At 69.3% G+C, this 16,109-nt stretch carries 16 protein-coding genes; 7 read left to right on the forward strand and 9 right to left on the reverse strand.

From position 1 onward, the window contains the following. Positions 1–2 precede the first annotated feature (2 nt). Positions 3–458, reverse strand: coding sequence for a hypothetical protein (locus QRN16_RS16675; RefSeq protein ID WP_056447352.1), 456 nt, complete (start codon positions 456–458; stop codon positions 3–5). Positions 459–658: 200 nt separating this feature from the next. Here QRN16_RS16675 and QRN16_RS16680 point away from each other — a divergent pair, with 200 nt between their 5' ends. Then, positions 659–1,507 (forward strand): Bax inhibitor-1/YccA family protein, encoded by an 849-nt coding sequence (locus QRN16_RS16680; protein ID WP_027503947.1) that lies wholly within the window; start codon positions 659–661, stop codon positions 1,505–1,507. A gap of 78 nt (positions 1,508–1,585) precedes the next feature. On the opposite strand, the gene QRN16_RS16685 is transcribed toward QRN16_RS16680, so the two are convergent. Together QRN16_RS16685 and QRN16_RS16690 are read right to left on the reverse strand one after the other, a co-directional pair. After that, complete coding sequence (locus QRN16_RS16685; protein ID WP_222638200.1) at positions 1,586–2,803, reverse strand: acetyl-CoA C-acetyltransferase; 1,218 nt, start codon at positions 2,801–2,803, stop codon at positions 1,586–1,588. Between the two features lie 64 nt (positions 2,804–2,867). Continuing rightward, a complete protein-coding gene (locus QRN16_RS16690) occupies positions 2,868–3,842 on the reverse strand; it encodes an SGNH/GDSL hydrolase family protein (protein ID WP_051613045.1) in 975 nt (324 codons plus the stop codon). 118 nt (positions 3,843–3,960) lie between these two features. Here QRN16_RS16690 and QRN16_RS16695 point away from each other — a divergent pair, with 118 nt between their 5' ends. The 3 genes from QRN16_RS16695 (at position 3,961) to ilvA (ending at position 7,855) form a co-directional block, all read left to right on the forward strand. Continuing rightward, the gene (locus QRN16_RS16695) at positions 3,961–5,346 is read left to right on the forward strand and encodes a cystathionine beta-synthase (protein WP_285188385.1); all 1,386 of its coding nucleotides are present in this window, start codon (positions 3,961–3,963) and stop codon (positions 5,344–5,346) included. A 63-nt stretch (positions 5,347–5,409) separates the two neighbouring features. After that, a complete protein-coding gene (locus tag QRN16_RS16700) occupies positions 5,410–6,582 on the forward strand; it encodes a cystathionine gamma-synthase (RefSeq protein ID WP_056447615.1) in 1,173 nt (390 codons plus the stop codon). Between the two features lie 55 nt (positions 6,583–6,637). Next, positions 6,638–7,855, forward strand: coding sequence for a threonine ammonia-lyase (ilvA, locus tag QRN16_RS16705; RefSeq protein ID WP_027503943.1), 1,218 nt, complete (start codon positions 6,638–6,640; stop codon positions 7,853–7,855). On the opposite strand, the gene QRN16_RS16710 is transcribed toward ilvA, so the two are convergent. From QRN16_RS16710 to QRN16_RS16720, 3 genes are all read right to left on the reverse strand, one after another. Then, positions 7,856–8,578, reverse strand: a complete 723-nt coding sequence (locus QRN16_RS16710; protein WP_222638199.1) for an FAD:protein FMN transferase — start codon at positions 8,576–8,578, stop codon at positions 7,856–7,858. Between the two features lie 145 nt (positions 8,579–8,723). Further along, positions 8,724–9,218, reverse strand: a complete 495-nt coding sequence (gene greA, locus QRN16_RS16715; protein ID WP_027503942.1) for a transcription elongation factor GreA — start codon at positions 9,216–9,218, stop codon at positions 8,724–8,726. Between the two features lie 288 nt (positions 9,219–9,506). Beyond that, positions 9,507–9,938: a DUF4307 domain-containing protein gene (locus tag QRN16_RS16720; RefSeq protein WP_027503941.1), complete on the reverse strand. Its 432-nt coding sequence runs from the start codon at positions 9,936–9,938 to the stop codon at positions 9,507–9,509. Between the two features lie 136 nt (positions 9,939–10,074). On the opposite strand from QRN16_RS16720, the gene mca reads away from it, so the two are divergent. From mca to QRN16_RS16735, 3 genes are read left to right on the forward strand one after another with little or no spacing between them, the layout of a single operon-like run. Then, positions 10,075–10,923, forward strand: coding sequence for a mycothiol conjugate amidase Mca (mca, locus tag QRN16_RS16725; protein ID WP_037184227.1), 849 nt, complete (start codon positions 10,075–10,077; stop codon positions 10,921–10,923). Continuing rightward, positions 10,924–11,163, forward strand: coding sequence for a hypothetical protein (locus tag QRN16_RS16730; protein ID WP_027503939.1), 240 nt, complete (start codon positions 10,924–10,926; stop codon positions 11,161–11,163). Between the two features lie 32 nt (positions 11,164–11,195). Next, positions 11,196–13,205: a thioredoxin domain-containing protein gene (locus QRN16_RS16735; protein ID WP_222638198.1), complete on the forward strand. Its 2,010-nt coding sequence runs from the start codon at positions 11,196–11,198 to the stop codon at positions 13,203–13,205. 7 nt (positions 13,206–13,212) lie between these two features. Here the strand turns inward: QRN16_RS16735 and trhA are convergent, their stop codons facing one another. From trhA to QRN16_RS16750, 3 genes are read right to left on the reverse strand one after another with little or no spacing between them, the layout of a single operon-like run. Beyond that, positions 13,213–13,881: a PAQR family membrane homeostasis protein TrhA gene (gene trhA / locus QRN16_RS16740; protein WP_027503937.1), complete on the reverse strand. Its 669-nt coding sequence runs from the start codon at positions 13,879–13,881 to the stop codon at positions 13,213–13,215. Positions 13,882–13,923: 42 nt separating this feature from the next. Beyond that, positions 13,924–15,525, reverse strand: coding sequence for a phytoene desaturase family protein (locus tag QRN16_RS16745; RefSeq protein ID WP_285188386.1), 1,602 nt, complete (start codon positions 15,523–15,525; stop codon positions 13,924–13,926). Further along, positions 15,522–15,962: an SRPBCC family protein gene (locus QRN16_RS16750; protein ID WP_285188387.1), complete on the reverse strand. Its 441-nt coding sequence runs from the start codon at positions 15,960–15,962 to the stop codon at positions 15,522–15,524. Before QRN16_RS16750 ends, QRN16_RS16745 begins: the two co-directional genes overlap by 4 nt. Positions 15,963–16,109 lie beyond the last annotated feature (147 nt).

The raw sequence follows: 16,109 nt of genomic DNA on the forward strand, positions 1-16,109 counted from the left end.
ACTCAGTCGAAGTAGGAGCCCGCGTCCTCGGGGGTACCGTCGATCTGGCCGCGGTGCGTCGCGGAGTTCTCCACCACGACTCCGTCCACCACATCCGCGTCCTTCACGGCGGCGCCGTCCGTGCCGTCGTCCTCCGTGGCGTCCGCGATGTAGTCGTTCTCGTCGTCGCTGTCAACGACTCGGTCCACCAGTTCCTCGGTCAGATCGTCGTCTGGTGTCGCCGCCACGGGGACGTCGAGTTCCTCCTCCAGCGGGACGTCCGGCACTTCCTCGGCCAGCTTCTGGTCGAGGCTCTCACCCTCCCGTGCCTCGCGCTCGGTGGTGCCGAACTTGTCGGCCTCGGTCCACGAGTCCGGCGGGGTGACCACGTCGTCGACGTCGTCCGTGCCTCGGATCTCGTCCGAGTCGAGACTCTCACTCTGGTCCAGCGTGTCTCCGGGTCCGTCTTCGATGCTCATGAGGGAGAAGGTGCCCGGATCGCCCGAGCGACAAACGTGAGCGGACAAACGTGCGCCGACCGTGTGTACTGATGCGGTACTGCGCTGGGGGAACGGCGACGTCCGCCCGGTACAGTCCGTTTTGTCCGATGGGAACTTTTCCGTCGCATCCGAACGTTGAGAGATACACAGGCTCCACCACACGAAAGGGATGAGACACGGTGCGCACTTCCAGCAACCCGGTGTTCCGCAATCTGCCCAAGCAGGCGGGAGGCGGATATGCCTCCTTCGGTTCGGCCGCCGCCGGTGCCGGTGCGGTCACCCAGCAGTACGGCTCCCCGCAGGGACAGCCGCAGCCGTACCAGACCGGTCCGCAGCAGCGTGCGATGACGATCGACGACGTCGTCACCAAGACGGCCACCACCCTCGGTGTCCTGACGGTGTTCGCCATCGCGTCCTACGTGCTCGCGAGCAACAACCCCGGCCTGGCCCCGATGTTCGTCATCGGCGGCGGACTCATCGGCTTCGTCCTCGTCCTCGTGGCGACGTTCGGCCGCAAGATGGACAGCGCGCCCCTGGTGCTCGCGTACGCGGCCTTCGAGGGCGTGTTCCTCGGTGCCCTGTCGCTCCTCTTCACCGGTCCGATGTTCGGCGTGAGCAACGGCAGCTCGCTCATCGTGCAGGCTGTGCTCGGTACGTTCGGCGTGTTCTTCGGCATGCTGATCGTCTACAAGACCGGCGCGATCCGCGTGACTCCTCGCTTGACCCGCATGATCGTCGGCGCCCTCATCGGCGTGGTCGTACTGATGCTCGGCAACCTGATCGCCAGCTTCTTCATGGACGGCGGTTTCGGTCTGCGCGACGGCGGACCGATCGCCATCATCTTCAGCCTCGTCTGCATCGGCCTCGCAGCGTTCAGCTTCCTGCTGGACTTCGACCAGGCCGACCAGCTGATCCGTGCCCAGGCACCGGAGAAGGCTGCCTGGGGCGTCGCGCTCGGTCTGACCATCACCCTGGTCTGGCTGTACGTCGAGATTCTGCGACTGCTGAGCTACTTCAACAACGATTAGTTCCAGCGGTAGTCGTCACAGCCGACAGCCCCCGTCCTCCTCTCGGAGGGCGGGGGCTGTCTGCTGTACGAGACCGACTCAGCTGAGGCGCTCGAGCACCATGGCCATGCCCTGTCCGCCGCCGACGCACATGGTCTCGAGACCGAACTGCTTGTCGTGGGCGCGCAGGTTGTTGAGCAGGGTCGCGGTGATGCGGGCACCGGTCATGCCGAAGGGGTGTCCGAGGGCGATGGCGCCGCCGGAGACGTTGAGCTTGTCCTCGTCGATCTTCAGTTCCCGTGCGGAGCCGATCACCTGGACGGCGAAGGCTTCGTTGATCTCGACCAGGTCGATGTCGTCGATGGTCTTGCCGGCGAGCGCGAGCGCCTTCTTCGAGGCCTCGATGGGGCCGAGGCCCATGATCTCGGGCGAGAGGCCCGAGACGCCGGTGGACACGACGCGGGCGAGCGGGGTCAGCCCGAGCTCCTTGGCCTTGGTGTCGGACATGATCACCAGTGCCGCGGCGCCGTCGTTCAGCGGGCAGGCGTTGCCGGCGGTGATGGTGCCGTCCGGGCGGAAGACCGGCTTGAGCTGCGAGATCTTCTCGTAGGTGGTGCCGGCGCGGGGGCCGTCGTCGGTGCTGACGACGGTGCCGTCGGGCAGCGTGACCGGGGTGATCTCGTTCTCGAAGTGGCCCTTGGCGATGGCTTCCTCGGCGCGGTTCTGGCTGCGGACGCCCCAGTGGTCCTGCTCCTCACGGCTGATGCCGGTGAGCTGGGCGACGTTCTCCGCGGTCTGGCCCATCGCGATGTAGGCGTCGGGGAGGTTGCCGTTCTCGCGGGGGTCGGACCAGGTCTGGCCACCCTCGGCGATCTTCTCGGTGCGGGCCTGGGCGTCGGCGTAGATGGGGTTCTGGGTGTCCGGGTACGAGTCGGAGTTGCCCTTGACGAAGCGGGAGACGGTCTCGACTCCGGCGGAGATGAACACGTCGCCCTCGCCGGCCTTGATGGCGTGCAGTGCCATGCGGGTGGTCTGCAGCGACGAGGAACAGTAGCGGGTGATGGTGGTGCCGGGGAGGAAGTCGTAGCCGAGCTGGATGGCGACGTTGCGGCCGATGTTGAAGCCCTGCTCGCCGCCGGGCAGACCGCACCCCATGAGGAGGTCGTCGATCATGGTGGGGTCGAGGGCGGGCACCTTGTCGAGGGCTGCCTTGACCATCTGCGCTGCGAGGTCGTCGGGACGCATGCTGACGAGCGACCCCTTCATCGCGCGCCCGATGGGCGAACGGGCCACGGACACGATCACTGCTTCTGGCATGGGAGGACTCCTGGGGTTGGCGACGATATGACTGGAGGGTAACTCTCGTCCGGTGGGCCCCCGGTCACTGCAGGGCGTCTCGCGGCCGTAGCCGCGACACGTGGCGGTTGGCCGAGGCGGTGAGGCGGGAGACGAGGCGACGCTGCTCGGCGACGTCCGACACCGTGGGCAGCGTCGGCAGGGGGCCGCCCGCCCATTCGCCCAGCGCGGCCGCCAGCACGGGCAGGATCTGCTGGGCAGCGAGTTCGTATCCGGCCGCGGACGGATGGAAACGGTCAGCCGAGAACATCCGCTCCGGTGCCGCGAGGAACTCCGGGGCGAGCAGATCCGCCAGCGCGACGGGGTGGCCGCCGGCGGCGAGCGTCGCCGACGTCTGAGCCCGCGCGAGTCGGTGGCCCCACGTCCGCACGACAGCGCGGAGCGGCTGCGGGATGGCGGTGACGACACCGAGATCCGGGCACGTTCCGACGACCACGACGGTGCCCTCCGCCCGCAGGCGACGCACCGCGGTACGCAGGCGCTCGGCCGAGGCCGCCACCGCATGCTTCTTGGTGACGTCGTTGGCGCCGATGAAGACGACCGCAGCGTCGGGCCGGTCGTGGTGGGCGACCAGCATCGCATCGACCTGACCCTCGAGTCCCTTGGATGTCGCGCCGGGAATGGCCTTGGTGCTCAACCGGATCCGCTTCCCGCTCTCGTCGGCGAGACCCCGCGCGATCAGCACGCCCGGCACCTCGTCCGCGACGACGCAGCCCATGCCGGCCGCCGTCGAGTCGCCGAAGATCATCAGGTGCAGGTCGGACTGCACGCCGGGGCGCCACCGCTGCGGGACGCGCGCACCCGGGGCGTACACACCGTCGGCCTCGGGCGGCCGGTCCGTGCTGCGGCCGATCACGGTCCGGGCAGCGGCCGCCTGCGCCAGCAGGTGCCGGTACGCGGCCCAGGACAGCGTTCCCGCGCCGGATCCCGCGACGACGGTGGCGGCTCCCGCCACCGCTGCCTGTCGCCACCCACCGCGACCCGAGCCGCCCTGCTGCATCGCACCTCCGTTCACCTGTCCGATTCTAGGTGCGCCGACGGTGGTGCCGTGCAGTGCGATCGCCACAGCGCGACGAGGCTCGGTGGGTGTCCGGCCGGACATCTGGGAGGATGGACGCATGCGCATTGCAAACAGCGTCGTCGACCTCATCGGCAACACCCCGCTGGTGAAGCTGAACACCGTCGTCGCCCCCGGGTCCGCACTCCTCGCCGCCAAGGTGGAGTACCTCAATCCCGGTGGTAGTTCGAAGGACCGCATCGCCGTCAAGATGATCGAGGCGGCCGAGGCGTCCGGTGAACTGAAGTCCGGCGGCACCATCGTCGAGCCCACCTCCGGCAACACCGGAGTCGGCCTGGCCCTCGTCGCACAGCAGCGCGGCTACAAGTGCGTCTTCGTGTGCCCCGACAAGGTCGGCGAGGACAAGCGCAACGTCCTACGTGCCTACGGCGCGCAGGTCGTCGTGTGCCCCACGGCGGTCGCGCCGGAGGATCCGGACAGCTACTACAGCGTCTCCGACCGGCTCGTGCGCGAGATCGACGGGGCGTGGAAGCCCAACCAGTACGCCAACCCGGGCGGCCCGCAGAGCCACTACGAGACCACGGGCCCCGAGATCTGGAACGACACCGACGGCAAGATCACGCACTTCGTCGCCGGCGTCGGCACGGGCGGCACCATCACCGGCACCGGCCGCTATCTCAAGGAGATGTCGGGCGGAAAGGTCAAGATCATCGGCGCCGACCCCGAGGGTTCCGTCTACTCGGGCGGGACCGGCCGGCCGTACCTCGTCGAGGGCGTGGGCGAGGACTTCTGGCCCAGCGCGTACGACCCGTCGATCCCGGACGAGATCATCGCCGTGTCCGACGCCGACTCGTTCGAGATGACGCGTCGCCTGGCCCGCGAGGAGGGCCTGCTGGTCGGCGGATCCTGCGGTATGGCCATGGTCGCCGCGCTGCAGGTGGCCGAGCGCGAGGGCCCGGACGCCCTCGTCGTCGTCCTGCTGCCCGACGGTGGTCGCGGCTACCTCGGCAAGATCTTCAACGACAAGTGGATGAGCTCCTACGGCTTCCTGCGCACCCGGCTCGACGGCGGCACCGCCGAGCCCACCGTCGGTGACGTGCTGCGCGGCAAGTCCGGCGCACTGCCCGACCTCGTGCACACGCACCCGTCCGAGACGCTGCGCGACGCCATCGAGATCCTGCGCGAGTACGGCGTCTCCCAGATGCCGGTCGTCGGCGCCGAGCCGCCGGTCATGGCGGGCGAGGTCGCGGGCAGTGTCAGCGAGCGCGATCTGCTCAGTGCCGTGTTCGAGGGCCGGGCGAACCTGTCCGACGCCGTGAAGACGCACATGAGTGCGCCGTTCCCGCTCATCGGCGCCGGTGAGCCGGTCTCGGCCGCGACGAAGACGCTCGGCGACACCGACGCCGTCATGGTCGTCGACGACGGCAAGCCGGTCGGCGTCATCACCCGCCACGATCTCCTCGGATTCGTCACCACCGCGTCCTGACACACGGAACTACTGACCTATCCCGACCGGCCTCCGGCCTGCCCGCTCGTTAGGCTGGTGCGCATGAGTGAGCAGCGCAGCAAGTCCGACACGACGTCCTGGCAGGGGTTCTCCACTCGCGCGGTGCACGCCGGGTACGAGCCCGACCCGCTGACCGGTGCGGTCAACGTCCCGATCTACGCGAGCTCCACCTTCGCCCAGGACGGCGTGGGTGGTATGCGCAGCGGGTTCGAGTACGCCCGCACCGGCAACCCGACCCGGCGTCCGCTCGAGGCCAACCTGGCAGCCCTCGAGAACGGCCACTACGGTCGCGCGTTCTCCTCGGGCATGGCCGCGACGGACGCCCTCCTGCGGGCGTCGCTGCGCCCGGGCGACCACCTCGTGATCCCGAACGACGCGTACGGCGGCACCTTCCGGCTCATCGACAAGGTGTTCACCCAGTGGGGCATCGAGTACTCGGTGGCCGCGGTGTCGGACGTCGACGCCGTGCGCGAGGCCATTCGCCCCAACACGAAGCTGGTCTGGGTCGAGACGCCCACCAATCCGCTGCTCAACGTCGGCGACATCGAGGCTCTGTCGGGCGTCGCACACGAGGCGGGCGCGAAGATCGTCGTCGACAACACGTTCGCGTCGCCGTACCTGCAGCAGCCCCTCACGCTCGGCGCCGACGTGGTGCTGCACTCGACGACCAAGTACATCGGTGGACACTCCGACGTCGTCGGCGGCGCCCTCGTGTGCAACGACGAGGAACTGGACGCGTCGTTCGCCTTCCTGCAGAACGGCGCCGGCGGTGTTCCCGGACCGTTCGACGCGTTCCTGACACTGCGCGGCATCAAGACGCTCGCCCTGCGCATGGAGCGGCACAGCGACAACGCCGAGAAGATCGTCGAGCTGCTGACGGGTCACCCCGCCGTCTCCTCGGTCATCTACCCGGGATCCGAGAGCCACCCGTCCCACGCCGTCGCCGCCAAGCAGATGCGTCGGTTCGGCGGCATGGTGTCGGTCCGTCTGAAGGGTGGCCGCCAGGCGGCGCTCGACCTCTGCGCGCGCACCGAGATCTTCACTCTCGCCGAGTCGTTGGGCGGCGTCGAGTCGTTGATCGAGCATCCCGGCGCCATGACCCACGCCTCCACCGCCGGCTCGCTGCTCGAGGTGCCGGACGACCTGGTGCGCCTGTCCGTCGGCATCGAGGACGCCGCCGACCTGGTGGGCGACATAGAACAGGCGCTCGCCTGACGCTCGACGGCGAACAGGCGCTCGCCTAGGGGCATTCGGGTTTAGGGTTCCAGCCATGGATCTCCTCACCGCCGACCGGCTGGACCGCGCCACCGCGCTGCTCGCCCCGGTCATGCGCCGCACACCCCTCGTGGCGTCCCGTGTCCTGTCCGATCGCACCGACCGCCAGGTGTGGCTCAAGTGCGAGAACCTGCAGCGCACCGGATCGTTCAAGCCGCGGGGTGCGTACAACCGGATCGCGGGTCTGACCGACGAGGAGCGCGCTCGTGGGGTGGTCGCGGCCAGTGCCGGCAATCACGCGCAGGGCGTCGCGTGGGCGGCGTCGGAACTCGGGGCCGCGTCGACGGTGTTCATGCCGAACGGTGCGCCGCTGCCGAAGTTGGTGGCCACCAAGGCGTACGGGGCCACCATTCACCAGGTGGGCACCACCATCGACGAGGCTCTCCTGGCGGCCATGGCCTTCGCCGACGAGACCGGCGCCGTGCTGATCCACCCGTTCGATCACATCGACGTGGTCGCGGGCCAGGCCACGGTCGGCGTCGAGATTCTCGACCAGATGCCCGATGTGGGCACCATCGTGGTGCCGACCGGCGGCGGCGGTCTCGTCGCCGGCATCGCCGCTGCCGTCGCGTTGAGCGGCAAGGACATTCGCATCGTCGGGGTGCAGGCGGAACAGGCAGCCGCGTGGCCCGGATCGCTCGAGGCCGGTATGCCGATCTCTGCCGAACGGATGTCGACGATGGCCGACGGTATCGCCGTGGGGCGTCCCGGGGCGGTCCCCTTCGCACACGTCACCGAGATGGTGGACCGCGTGATCACCGTCAGCGAGGACGCGCTGTCGCGGGCACTGCTGCTGTGTATGGAGCGCGCCAAACTCATCGTCGAAGCCGCCGGAGCGGCAGCCGTCGCTGCGCTCATGGACCATCCCGAACAGTTCCACGGTGACGGGCCGATCGTCGCCGTCCTGTCCGGCGGCAACATCGATCCGCTCCTGCTGACACACGTCGTCGCGCACGGGTTGCGAGCGGCGGGTCGCTATCTGACGGTGCGCATCGTCATCCCCGACCGCCCGGGTGGCCTGGTGGGGGTGCTCGGCGTGGCACGCGACACGGCCGCGAGTGTGGTCGACGTGGTGCACGCGCGCACGGCAGGGCGGCTGGCGATGGACGAGGTCGAGATCATGATGACCCTGGAGACCCGGGGCCCGGATCACCGCGCCGCCGTGCTGTCGGGTCTCGCGGCCGCAGGATACGAGGCCGAAGTTCAGGAGTGATCAGGCGGCGATGAAGACCGCGGCGGAGGCGTGGTCGGCGGCGCGATCGACCAGCGCGTCGGCGCCCGCTGCCGCGGCGCGCGACAGCGCGGCTGCCACCACGGGGGAGGACGCGGCCACCGTGGCCGTGGTGGTGCCCGTGGTGGTCACCATCGTGGTTCCCGAGGCGATCGGAACGAGGCGTTCCGCCGAGCCGTCGATCACCGAGATCTGCCATCCACGAACGGGTTCCGGCCCGGCGACGGCAATGTCGGTGTCGGTCGAGTTCGCACCCGACACCGACACCAGTGCCCCGCAGGCGAAGCGGCGTGCGATCGTCGCGGCGATGCGCTCCACGACCACGGCGAGCGCTGTCGCGTCCAGATCGACTGTGGCCCAGCCGGGAAGGCGCACGCCGAGACCGTCGACCTCGATGGCCTCGTGAGTGTCCGTGCCCGAGCTGCGGAGCGGATCGACGGCGCCGGCCGTCAGGTCCGCGGCGGCGAGGGCGTGTCGCACCTGGTCCGCCAGAGCAGGGGAGACGCGCACGGTCCGGCCGAAGGAGCGGTTCAGTCGCTGCAGTTCGGAGTCCGCACGGGTGAGCGAGACGATGTCGAGCCACGTGTCCAGGGCGGTGCGCGCCGCGGCTGCCGCATCGGTGATCACGGCCGCGTCCGTGACGACCACCCGCACGTGGCGGTCGTCGATGTCGAACCCTGCGAATGCCTTCGTGGCGAGACTCATCTGGTGGCACCTCCATGGCGTTCATCGCTCGGCGAGCGCGTGCCTGTTACACCAGGGCTTCGAGCCCGGCGGCCACACGGATGGGAAACGCAGTTCGGCCCCGTACGCGAACGTGCGGGGCCGAACGGACATGCGTCGTGCGAGATCAGTTGTGGTACGGCTCCGCGCTCGCGAGCGTGACCTTCATGGTCTTGCCGTTGGGCAGCGAGTACTCGCGCGTGTCGCCGACCTTGGCGTCGATCAATGCGCCGCCGAGGGGCGAGTTGGGGGAGTAGACCTCGAGCTTGCCGTCCCGTGCGCCCTCCTCACGCGTGGCGATGAGGAACGTCTCGGAATCGGACTCGTCACCGTCGTAGTAGACCTTGACGACCGACCCGGGGAGCGCGACGCCCGACTGGGTGGGAGCCTCGCCGACCTTGGCGTTGTTCAGCAGCTCCTGCAGCTGGCGGATACGCGCCTCCTGCTGGCCCTGCTCCTCGCGGGCGGCGTGGTATCCACCGTTCTCCTTGAGGTCGCCCTCTTCCCGTCGCTCGTTGATCTCCGCGGCGATGACGGGTCGGTTGGCGATGAGCTGGTCGAGTTCGCCCTTGAGCCTGTCGTGCGACTCCTGGGTCAGCCAGGTCACCTGGGTCTCGCTCATCTCGATCACTCCCTCGTGTTCTTCAGAGCCGTTCGGCTCCGGTATTCGTAGGCGGCGTGCGGTGGTGTCACCGAGCCCACACGTGAAAGAGAGCCCGCGCTGGTGCGCGAGCTCCGTCACGAGCAGGGCGTTCCGCCGGGGCGGAACGCGGTCGATGCGAACGGCCCTTGGCTCGAGTGCTCGCGTTACGCCCGTCAATGCAGCAATACACGGCCCCACTGGGTGAGCCGTGTACGAAGCGATTTTACCACGAAAGAACTTCGTGGTTTCTTGGTCGGCACCCGACGGTCACCGAGGTGTGAGATGTTCTGGCACGTCCAGGCTGCATCCGTAGAGGTCGGCGAGGCCCGGCGCGGCCGAGGTGATCACGAAGCTGCGGACGTCCTCGGTGCCGTTCTCGGACGCCGGGATCAGTACTTCGCGTCGCCCGGTCTCGGTTCCGTCGCGCGATCGCGATCGGATGATGCAGACCGCGGGCTGGGACGGGTCGTCCCTGGTCACGTTCAGGCGTACGTCGACGCGGTCCTCGCCGACGATGTCGAACGACACCATGGTCCCGTCGACGTCGGGGGTGGTGAACTTGGTGTATCCGAGGTAGGCGACGGCCACGCCCAGCGCGATGACCAGAAGCGTCAGAGCCACGGCGAGGACACGGGACGGGGCGATTCCCCGACTAGTGGGGTAGCGACCCTCGGGGAGACTCTGCGGCGTGGTGGACATCGCCGTCGAACTTACCCGCGGACCCGGTACCGCCTCGGCGGGGTACCGGACGAAGTGGAACTATTGGAGGTGCCCGGACCGGAACCGGAGCACCACCGATAGTTGAAGTGAGGCACACGTGAGCGGACTGCGACTGATGGCAGTGCACGCCCATCCCGACGACGAGTCCTCCAAGGGCGCTGCCACCATGGCGCGTTACGCGGCCGAGGGCAACGAGGTGCTGGTGGTCACGCTCACCGGCGGTGAGCGCGGCGACATCCTCAACCCGGCCATGGACATCCCCGGTGTGCGCGAGCGCATGTCCGAGGTGCGCAAGGAGGAGATGGCCGCTGCCGCAGCCATTCTCGGGGTGCAGCAGACGTGGCTGGGGTTCGTGGACTCCGGTCTGCCGGAGGGAGATCCGCTGCCGCCGCTTCCCGAGGGATGCTTCGCGCTGGTGCCGCTCGAGGAGTCGACCGAGGCTCTGGTGCGCGTGGTGCGCGACTTCAAGCCGCACGTCATGACGACCTACGACGAGAAGGGTGGCTACCCCCACCCCGACCACATCCGCTGCCACGAGGTGTCGGTCGCCGCGTACGAGGCGGCCGGCGATCCCGAGCAGTTCCCCGGAACGGGCGAGGCGTGGGAGGTCTCGAAGCTCTACTACTCCCACGGCTTCATCCGCCAGCGCATGCAGTTGTTCGACGACGAGATGATCGCCTCCGGTCAGGAGGGGCCGTTCACGGAATGGCTCGCGCAGTGGCCGAAGGATCGCGGCGAGATCATGGAGCGCGTCACCACCCAGGTGGAGTGCGCGGACTACTTCCAGCAGCGTGACGACGCACTGCGTGCGCACCGCACCCAGATCGATCCGAACGGCCGCTTCTTCGCGGTCCCGGTCGACGTGCAGAAGAAGCTGTGGCCGACCGAGGAGTACGAGCTGGCGCGGACCCGCGTGCGTACGTCGCTGCCCGAGACCGACCTGTTCGCCGGGATCGAGTCCTAGATGACCGTGCTCAGCGCGTCGATCATACTGGCGCAGAACAACACCGGGCCCGAGTTCGGTAAGGCGTCACCCGTCGGCCTCGTCATCATCGTGCTGTTGCTCATCGGTACCGCCCTGTTGGTGCGGTCGATGAACGCGCACTTCAAGAAGCTCCCGGCGTCCTTCGAGCCGGAGGATCCGACGCCGGACCAGGCGGCGGACGAGGGCACGGACCGCGGAGGCTTCCGACCCGAGCGGTGATTACGCCGGGTGTCACGGGGGACACTTCAGGGGTGGCCACCCGTGAGCGCAACACCCTGTCCGACTCGACGAGCCCCTACCTGCGTCAGCACGCCGACAATCCCGTGCACTGGCAGCAGTGGGGTGACGACGCCCTGGCGTGGGCTCGCGAACGAGACGTCCCGGTCCTGCTGTCGGTGGGCTACTCGGCGTGTCACTGGTGTCACGTGATGGCACACGAGTCGTTCGAGAACGACGCCATCGCGGAGATCATGAACGCGAACTTCGTGTGCATCAAGGTCGATCGCGAGGAACGTCCCGACATCGACGCCGTCTACATGAACGCGACGGTCGCGATGACGGGTCAGGGCGGTTGGCCGATGACGGCATTCCTCACCCCCGACGCGGAACCGTTCTACTGCGGCACCTACTTCCCGCCCACACCTCGGCAGGGGATGCCGTCGTTCACGCAGCTGCTCGAGGCCATCTCCGAGACGTGGCGCACCCGTCGTGACGAGGTGCAGCAGGCGTCGGCCTCGGTGGTCGCCGAACTGCGCAGGACCGCCGCGGGCATTCCGGAGGGCGACCGAGTCGTCGACGCCGCCCTGCTCGACGAGGCGGTGGCGCGCGTTCTGGCGGACGAGGACGTGCCGCGCGGCGGCTTCGGCGGAGCACCGAAGTTCCCACCGTCGTCTCTCGTGGAGGGGCTGCTCCGCCACGTCGAGCGCACCGGGTCGGAGCCTGCCCGCGCTGCGGTGGGCCGTACCGCCGACGCCATGGCCCGCGGCGGGATGTACGACCAGCTCGGGGGCGGTTTCGCTCGGTACTCCGTCGATGCGGACTGGGTGGTGCCGCACTTCGAGAAGATGCTCTACGACAACGCGTTGCTGCTGCGCTTCTACGCTCACCTGGCGCGCCGCGGCGATGCGTTCGCTCATCGTGTGGCCGTCGACACCGCCGACTTCCTCCTGCGCGATCTCGGCACGGACGACGGGTGCTTCGCCTCCGCCCTGGACGCCGACACCGACGGGGTGGAGGGTCTGACCTACGCGTGGACACCCGCGCAGCTGGTCGAGGTGCTGGGCGACGAGGACGGGGCTCGGGCCGCACAGGTGTTCGGGGTGACCGACACGGGCACGTTCGAGGAGGGGGCGTCCGTGTTGCAGCTGCGGGCCGAACCGACGGACCCCGAGCGTTTCGCACGCATGCGCGCAGCACTGGCCGCGTCGCGTGCCACGCGTCCTCAGCCGGGGCGCGACGACAAGGTGGTGACCGCCTGGAACGGCTTCGCGATCACGGCGCTGGCCGAGGGCGGCGCCGCGCTGGGGTACCGGAACTGGGTCGATGCGGCAGCACGCTGCGCGGACCGCATCCTGGACCTGCACCGCGTCGACGGCCGACTACGGCGTGCGTCCCTGGGCGGTGTCGTGGGCGATGCGGCGGCTATCGCGGAGGATCACGGCGCACTCGCCGTCGCTCTCGCCGCGCTGCACCAGGCGACCGGGGAGGCACGCTGGCTGACGGCGGCGGAGGAGGTACTCGACGTCGCGCTCGACCACTTCGCCGATCCTGAGCAGCCGGGCAGCTGGTTCGACACCGCCGACGACGCGGAGACGCTCGTGACCCGGCCTCGCGATCCACTCGACAACGCGACCCCGTCCGGAGCGGCACTGATCACCGAGGCTCTGCTGACGGTGGCCGCGTCCAGCGAGAACTCCTCGCGGTTCGGTGCGGCGGCGGACAGGTCGCTTGCGCGAGCGTCGATCCTGCTCGAGCGGGCACCCCGGTCGGCCGGCCACTGGTTGACCGTCGCGGAAGCCGCGGTGGCGGGACCGGTGCAGGTGGCGATCGCCACGGAGTCGGTCGACGACGACCTCGTACGCACCGCCCGCCGCGTCGCCGCCGGCGGCACGGTGGTGGTCGCGGGTCCGCCCGACTCGGTCCCGCTGCTCGCGGATCGCCCGCTGGTGAGCGGCGAGTCGGCCGCGTACGTGTGTCACGGCTTCGTGTGCGACCGACCGGTCACCGACCCCGAGGACCTGACCGCACTCCTGGTCCGGTGACGCCGGATCAGGTGAAGAGCACCAGCCACACGGCGATGTAGTGGCACACCGCGGCGACGACCGTCGCGGCGTGGAAGAACTCGTGATGGCCGAACGTGGTGGGCCACGGGTTGGGCCACTTCGTTGCGTAGAGAATCGCGCCGATGCTGTAGAACACGCCGCCCGCCACCAGCAGTGCCATCGGTCCGACGCCCACACGATGGGTGAGTTCGCCCGCGACCGGCACGATGGCCCAGCCCAGCACGAGATACAGGGGCACGCCCAGCCAGCGAGGGGCCGTGGGCCACAGCATCTTCAGCGTCACTCCGGCCAGCGCACCGGCCCACACCACGATCAGCACGATGGTGCCGGTGCGGCTCGGCAGCCCGAGCACTGCGAACGGCGTGTAACTGCCGGCGATGAACAGGAAGATCATCGAGTGATCGGCGCGCTTCATCCACGTCCGGCTGCGCACGGTCTGCCAGTGGACGCGGTGGTATGTCGCGCTCACTCCGAAGAGACCGCACGTCGCGACGGCGTAGACAGTGATCGCGAGACCGGCCCGGACGGACACCGCCGAGTAGGCGAGCACCACGAGCACGATCCCGCAGACCACCGACACCCCGAAGGCGTACAGGTGGATCCATCCGCGCATGCGCGGCTTCACCGGCAGTTCGTCGAGCCCGAAGACAGTCACGAACCTACGGTACCGTAGGTTCGCGCTCCGACCGTGGCCGAACTAGCGGTCACCGAGTGTCAGATCCATCAGGGCACTGATCGTCTTGCGGTGAACCCATCCGCGCACACCGTCGCTCGCCAACGCGGCCCTCGCCGCAGCCAGTCCCGGTGCCCCGTGCACGCCGCCGCCCGGATGGGCGGACGCGCTCCCGAGGAACAACCGACCGACGGGAGTCTCCGTACGTCCGAGTCCGGGAACGGGCCGGAACACCAACTGCTGCTGCAGTTGCGACGTTCCGCCGTTCACCGCGCCACCGAACAGGTTGGCGTCGTCCGCTGTCAGGTCGCCCGGCCGCTGGACGTGCTTGCCGACGATCGACGCCGCGAACCCGGGCGCGTACTCCTCGAGGACGGTGTCGACCCGCTCGGCGAGCAGGTCGCCCGAGGCGTCGTCCGTCACACCGCGGGGGAGGTGTGTGTACGCCCATGCGCTCTCCGTCCCGGCCGGGGAGCGGGTGGCGTCCGCGGTCGTCATCTGACCGAACAGCATGAACGGCCGCTCCGGGATGCGGCCTGTCACCAGGTCGGCGTTCCATCGCACCAGACCGTCGTCGTCTGCGCCGACGTGCACCGTGCCCGCCTCGTTCAGACTCTTCGAGCGCCACGGGATCGGGGAGTCGAGCGCGTAGTTGATCTTCACCACCGGGGTGTCCCACTCGAACTTCTCGAGATCGCTGTGCACCCGGGCGGGAACCGCGTCCCGCGGCAACAGCGAGCCGTACAGCGCGGGAGCGGACACGTCTGCGACGACGGCTCGCCGTGCGACGTACGTGTCGCCGCCTGCCGTCCGCACGCCGCGGGCGACACCGCCGGAGACGTCGATCGAGGTCACCTCGGTTCCGCAGACGACCCGCGCCCCGGCGCTCTCGGCACGGCGCACGAGCGCGCTGGTCAGCTCCTGCGCACCGCCGACCGGGACGGGGTAGCCGACATCCTGCGCGAGCATCGTCAGCAGGTAGCCCATGATGCCGCTCGCGGGTGCGTCGGTGGGGACGTCGGCGTGCATGGCGTTGCCGAGCAGCAGGCATCGCGCCGCCTCACTGTGGAACAACTCGTGCGCCATCGCCCGGGCCGGGAGTACCGCGAAGCGCAGGAATCGCAGTGTCTCCGCGGTCCCGAGGCGCCGGAAGAGCGTCGCGGCACCCTTGACAGGCGGGAAGGAGCTGCCGAACAGCGAGTGCAGCAGAGGATCGCGGATCCGGTTCCACTGATCCACCACGGACATCCACGCCTCGCCGTCGCGCGGATCGTGCTCCGCCAGCATGGCGGCGGTGTCCTCGGGATCGTGGTGGACCACCGGGGCGTCCTCGTCGTCGGGCGAGCGCGGGTGACCGAAGACGACGGGTGAGTGGGTCCAGCGGAGTCCGTGGCGGTCGAGCTCGAGCGCCGTGAACGCCGGGGACGACGCACCGAGGGGATAGAAGGCACTGAACAGGTCGCTCACGTATCCCGGGGTGAGCTCGGCGCTGCGGACCGCGCCGCCGGGCACCGGGGCGGACTCCAGGACGACGACGTTCCATCCTGCGTCGGCGAGCACGGACGCCGCGACGAGTCCGTTGTGGCCCGCTCCGATCACGACGGCGTCCACCGTCGTGGTCGTCATCGGGGAACCGCGGAACGCTCGGCCAGCAGCGCGAGTCGCCGTGTCGCCTCGGTGTTGCGGGGATACACGAGTGCGCGCTGGACCGACTCGGGAACGAGCGAGAACGGGAGGGTCCGAGCGTGCTCGATCATCTCGATCCGGCACCCCGAGCCTCGCGGCGTCAGGCGCAGGACGATCGTCGCCTTGCCTGCCGGAATCCCGCGCGCTTCGAGTGTCACCTCGCGTCCCTCCGTCATGCTCAGTACCCGCGTCTCGTCGTTCAGCACGGCGGGCCACAGCCCGACCGAATGGTGGATCCGCGAGCCGCGCGCGGGGAACTCGGGGTCGACGGCGCGGATGCGCGAGGCGCCCACCACCCACGTCGCGTAGCTCCACCCGTCGGAGAGCACGTTCCACACGGCTTCGACGCTCGCCGTGGTGTCCCGGACAACAGTCATGACTGCTCCTGTTCTCTCGTGTGCGGTCGGAGCCGGGTACCCCGTACGCCACGGAACCATCATGCGGCGCGGTGACGAGTCGGTCACGCCGATCGCGTCGTACTGCGGGCGTAGGGTGATCACCTGCTGAACAATTCTGTCGAAGTG

Source organism: Rhodococcus sp. MEB041 (assembly GCF_030208955.1).
Taxonomy (GTDB): Bacteria; Actinomycetota; Actinomycetes; order Mycobacteriales; family Mycobacteriaceae; genus Rhodococcoides.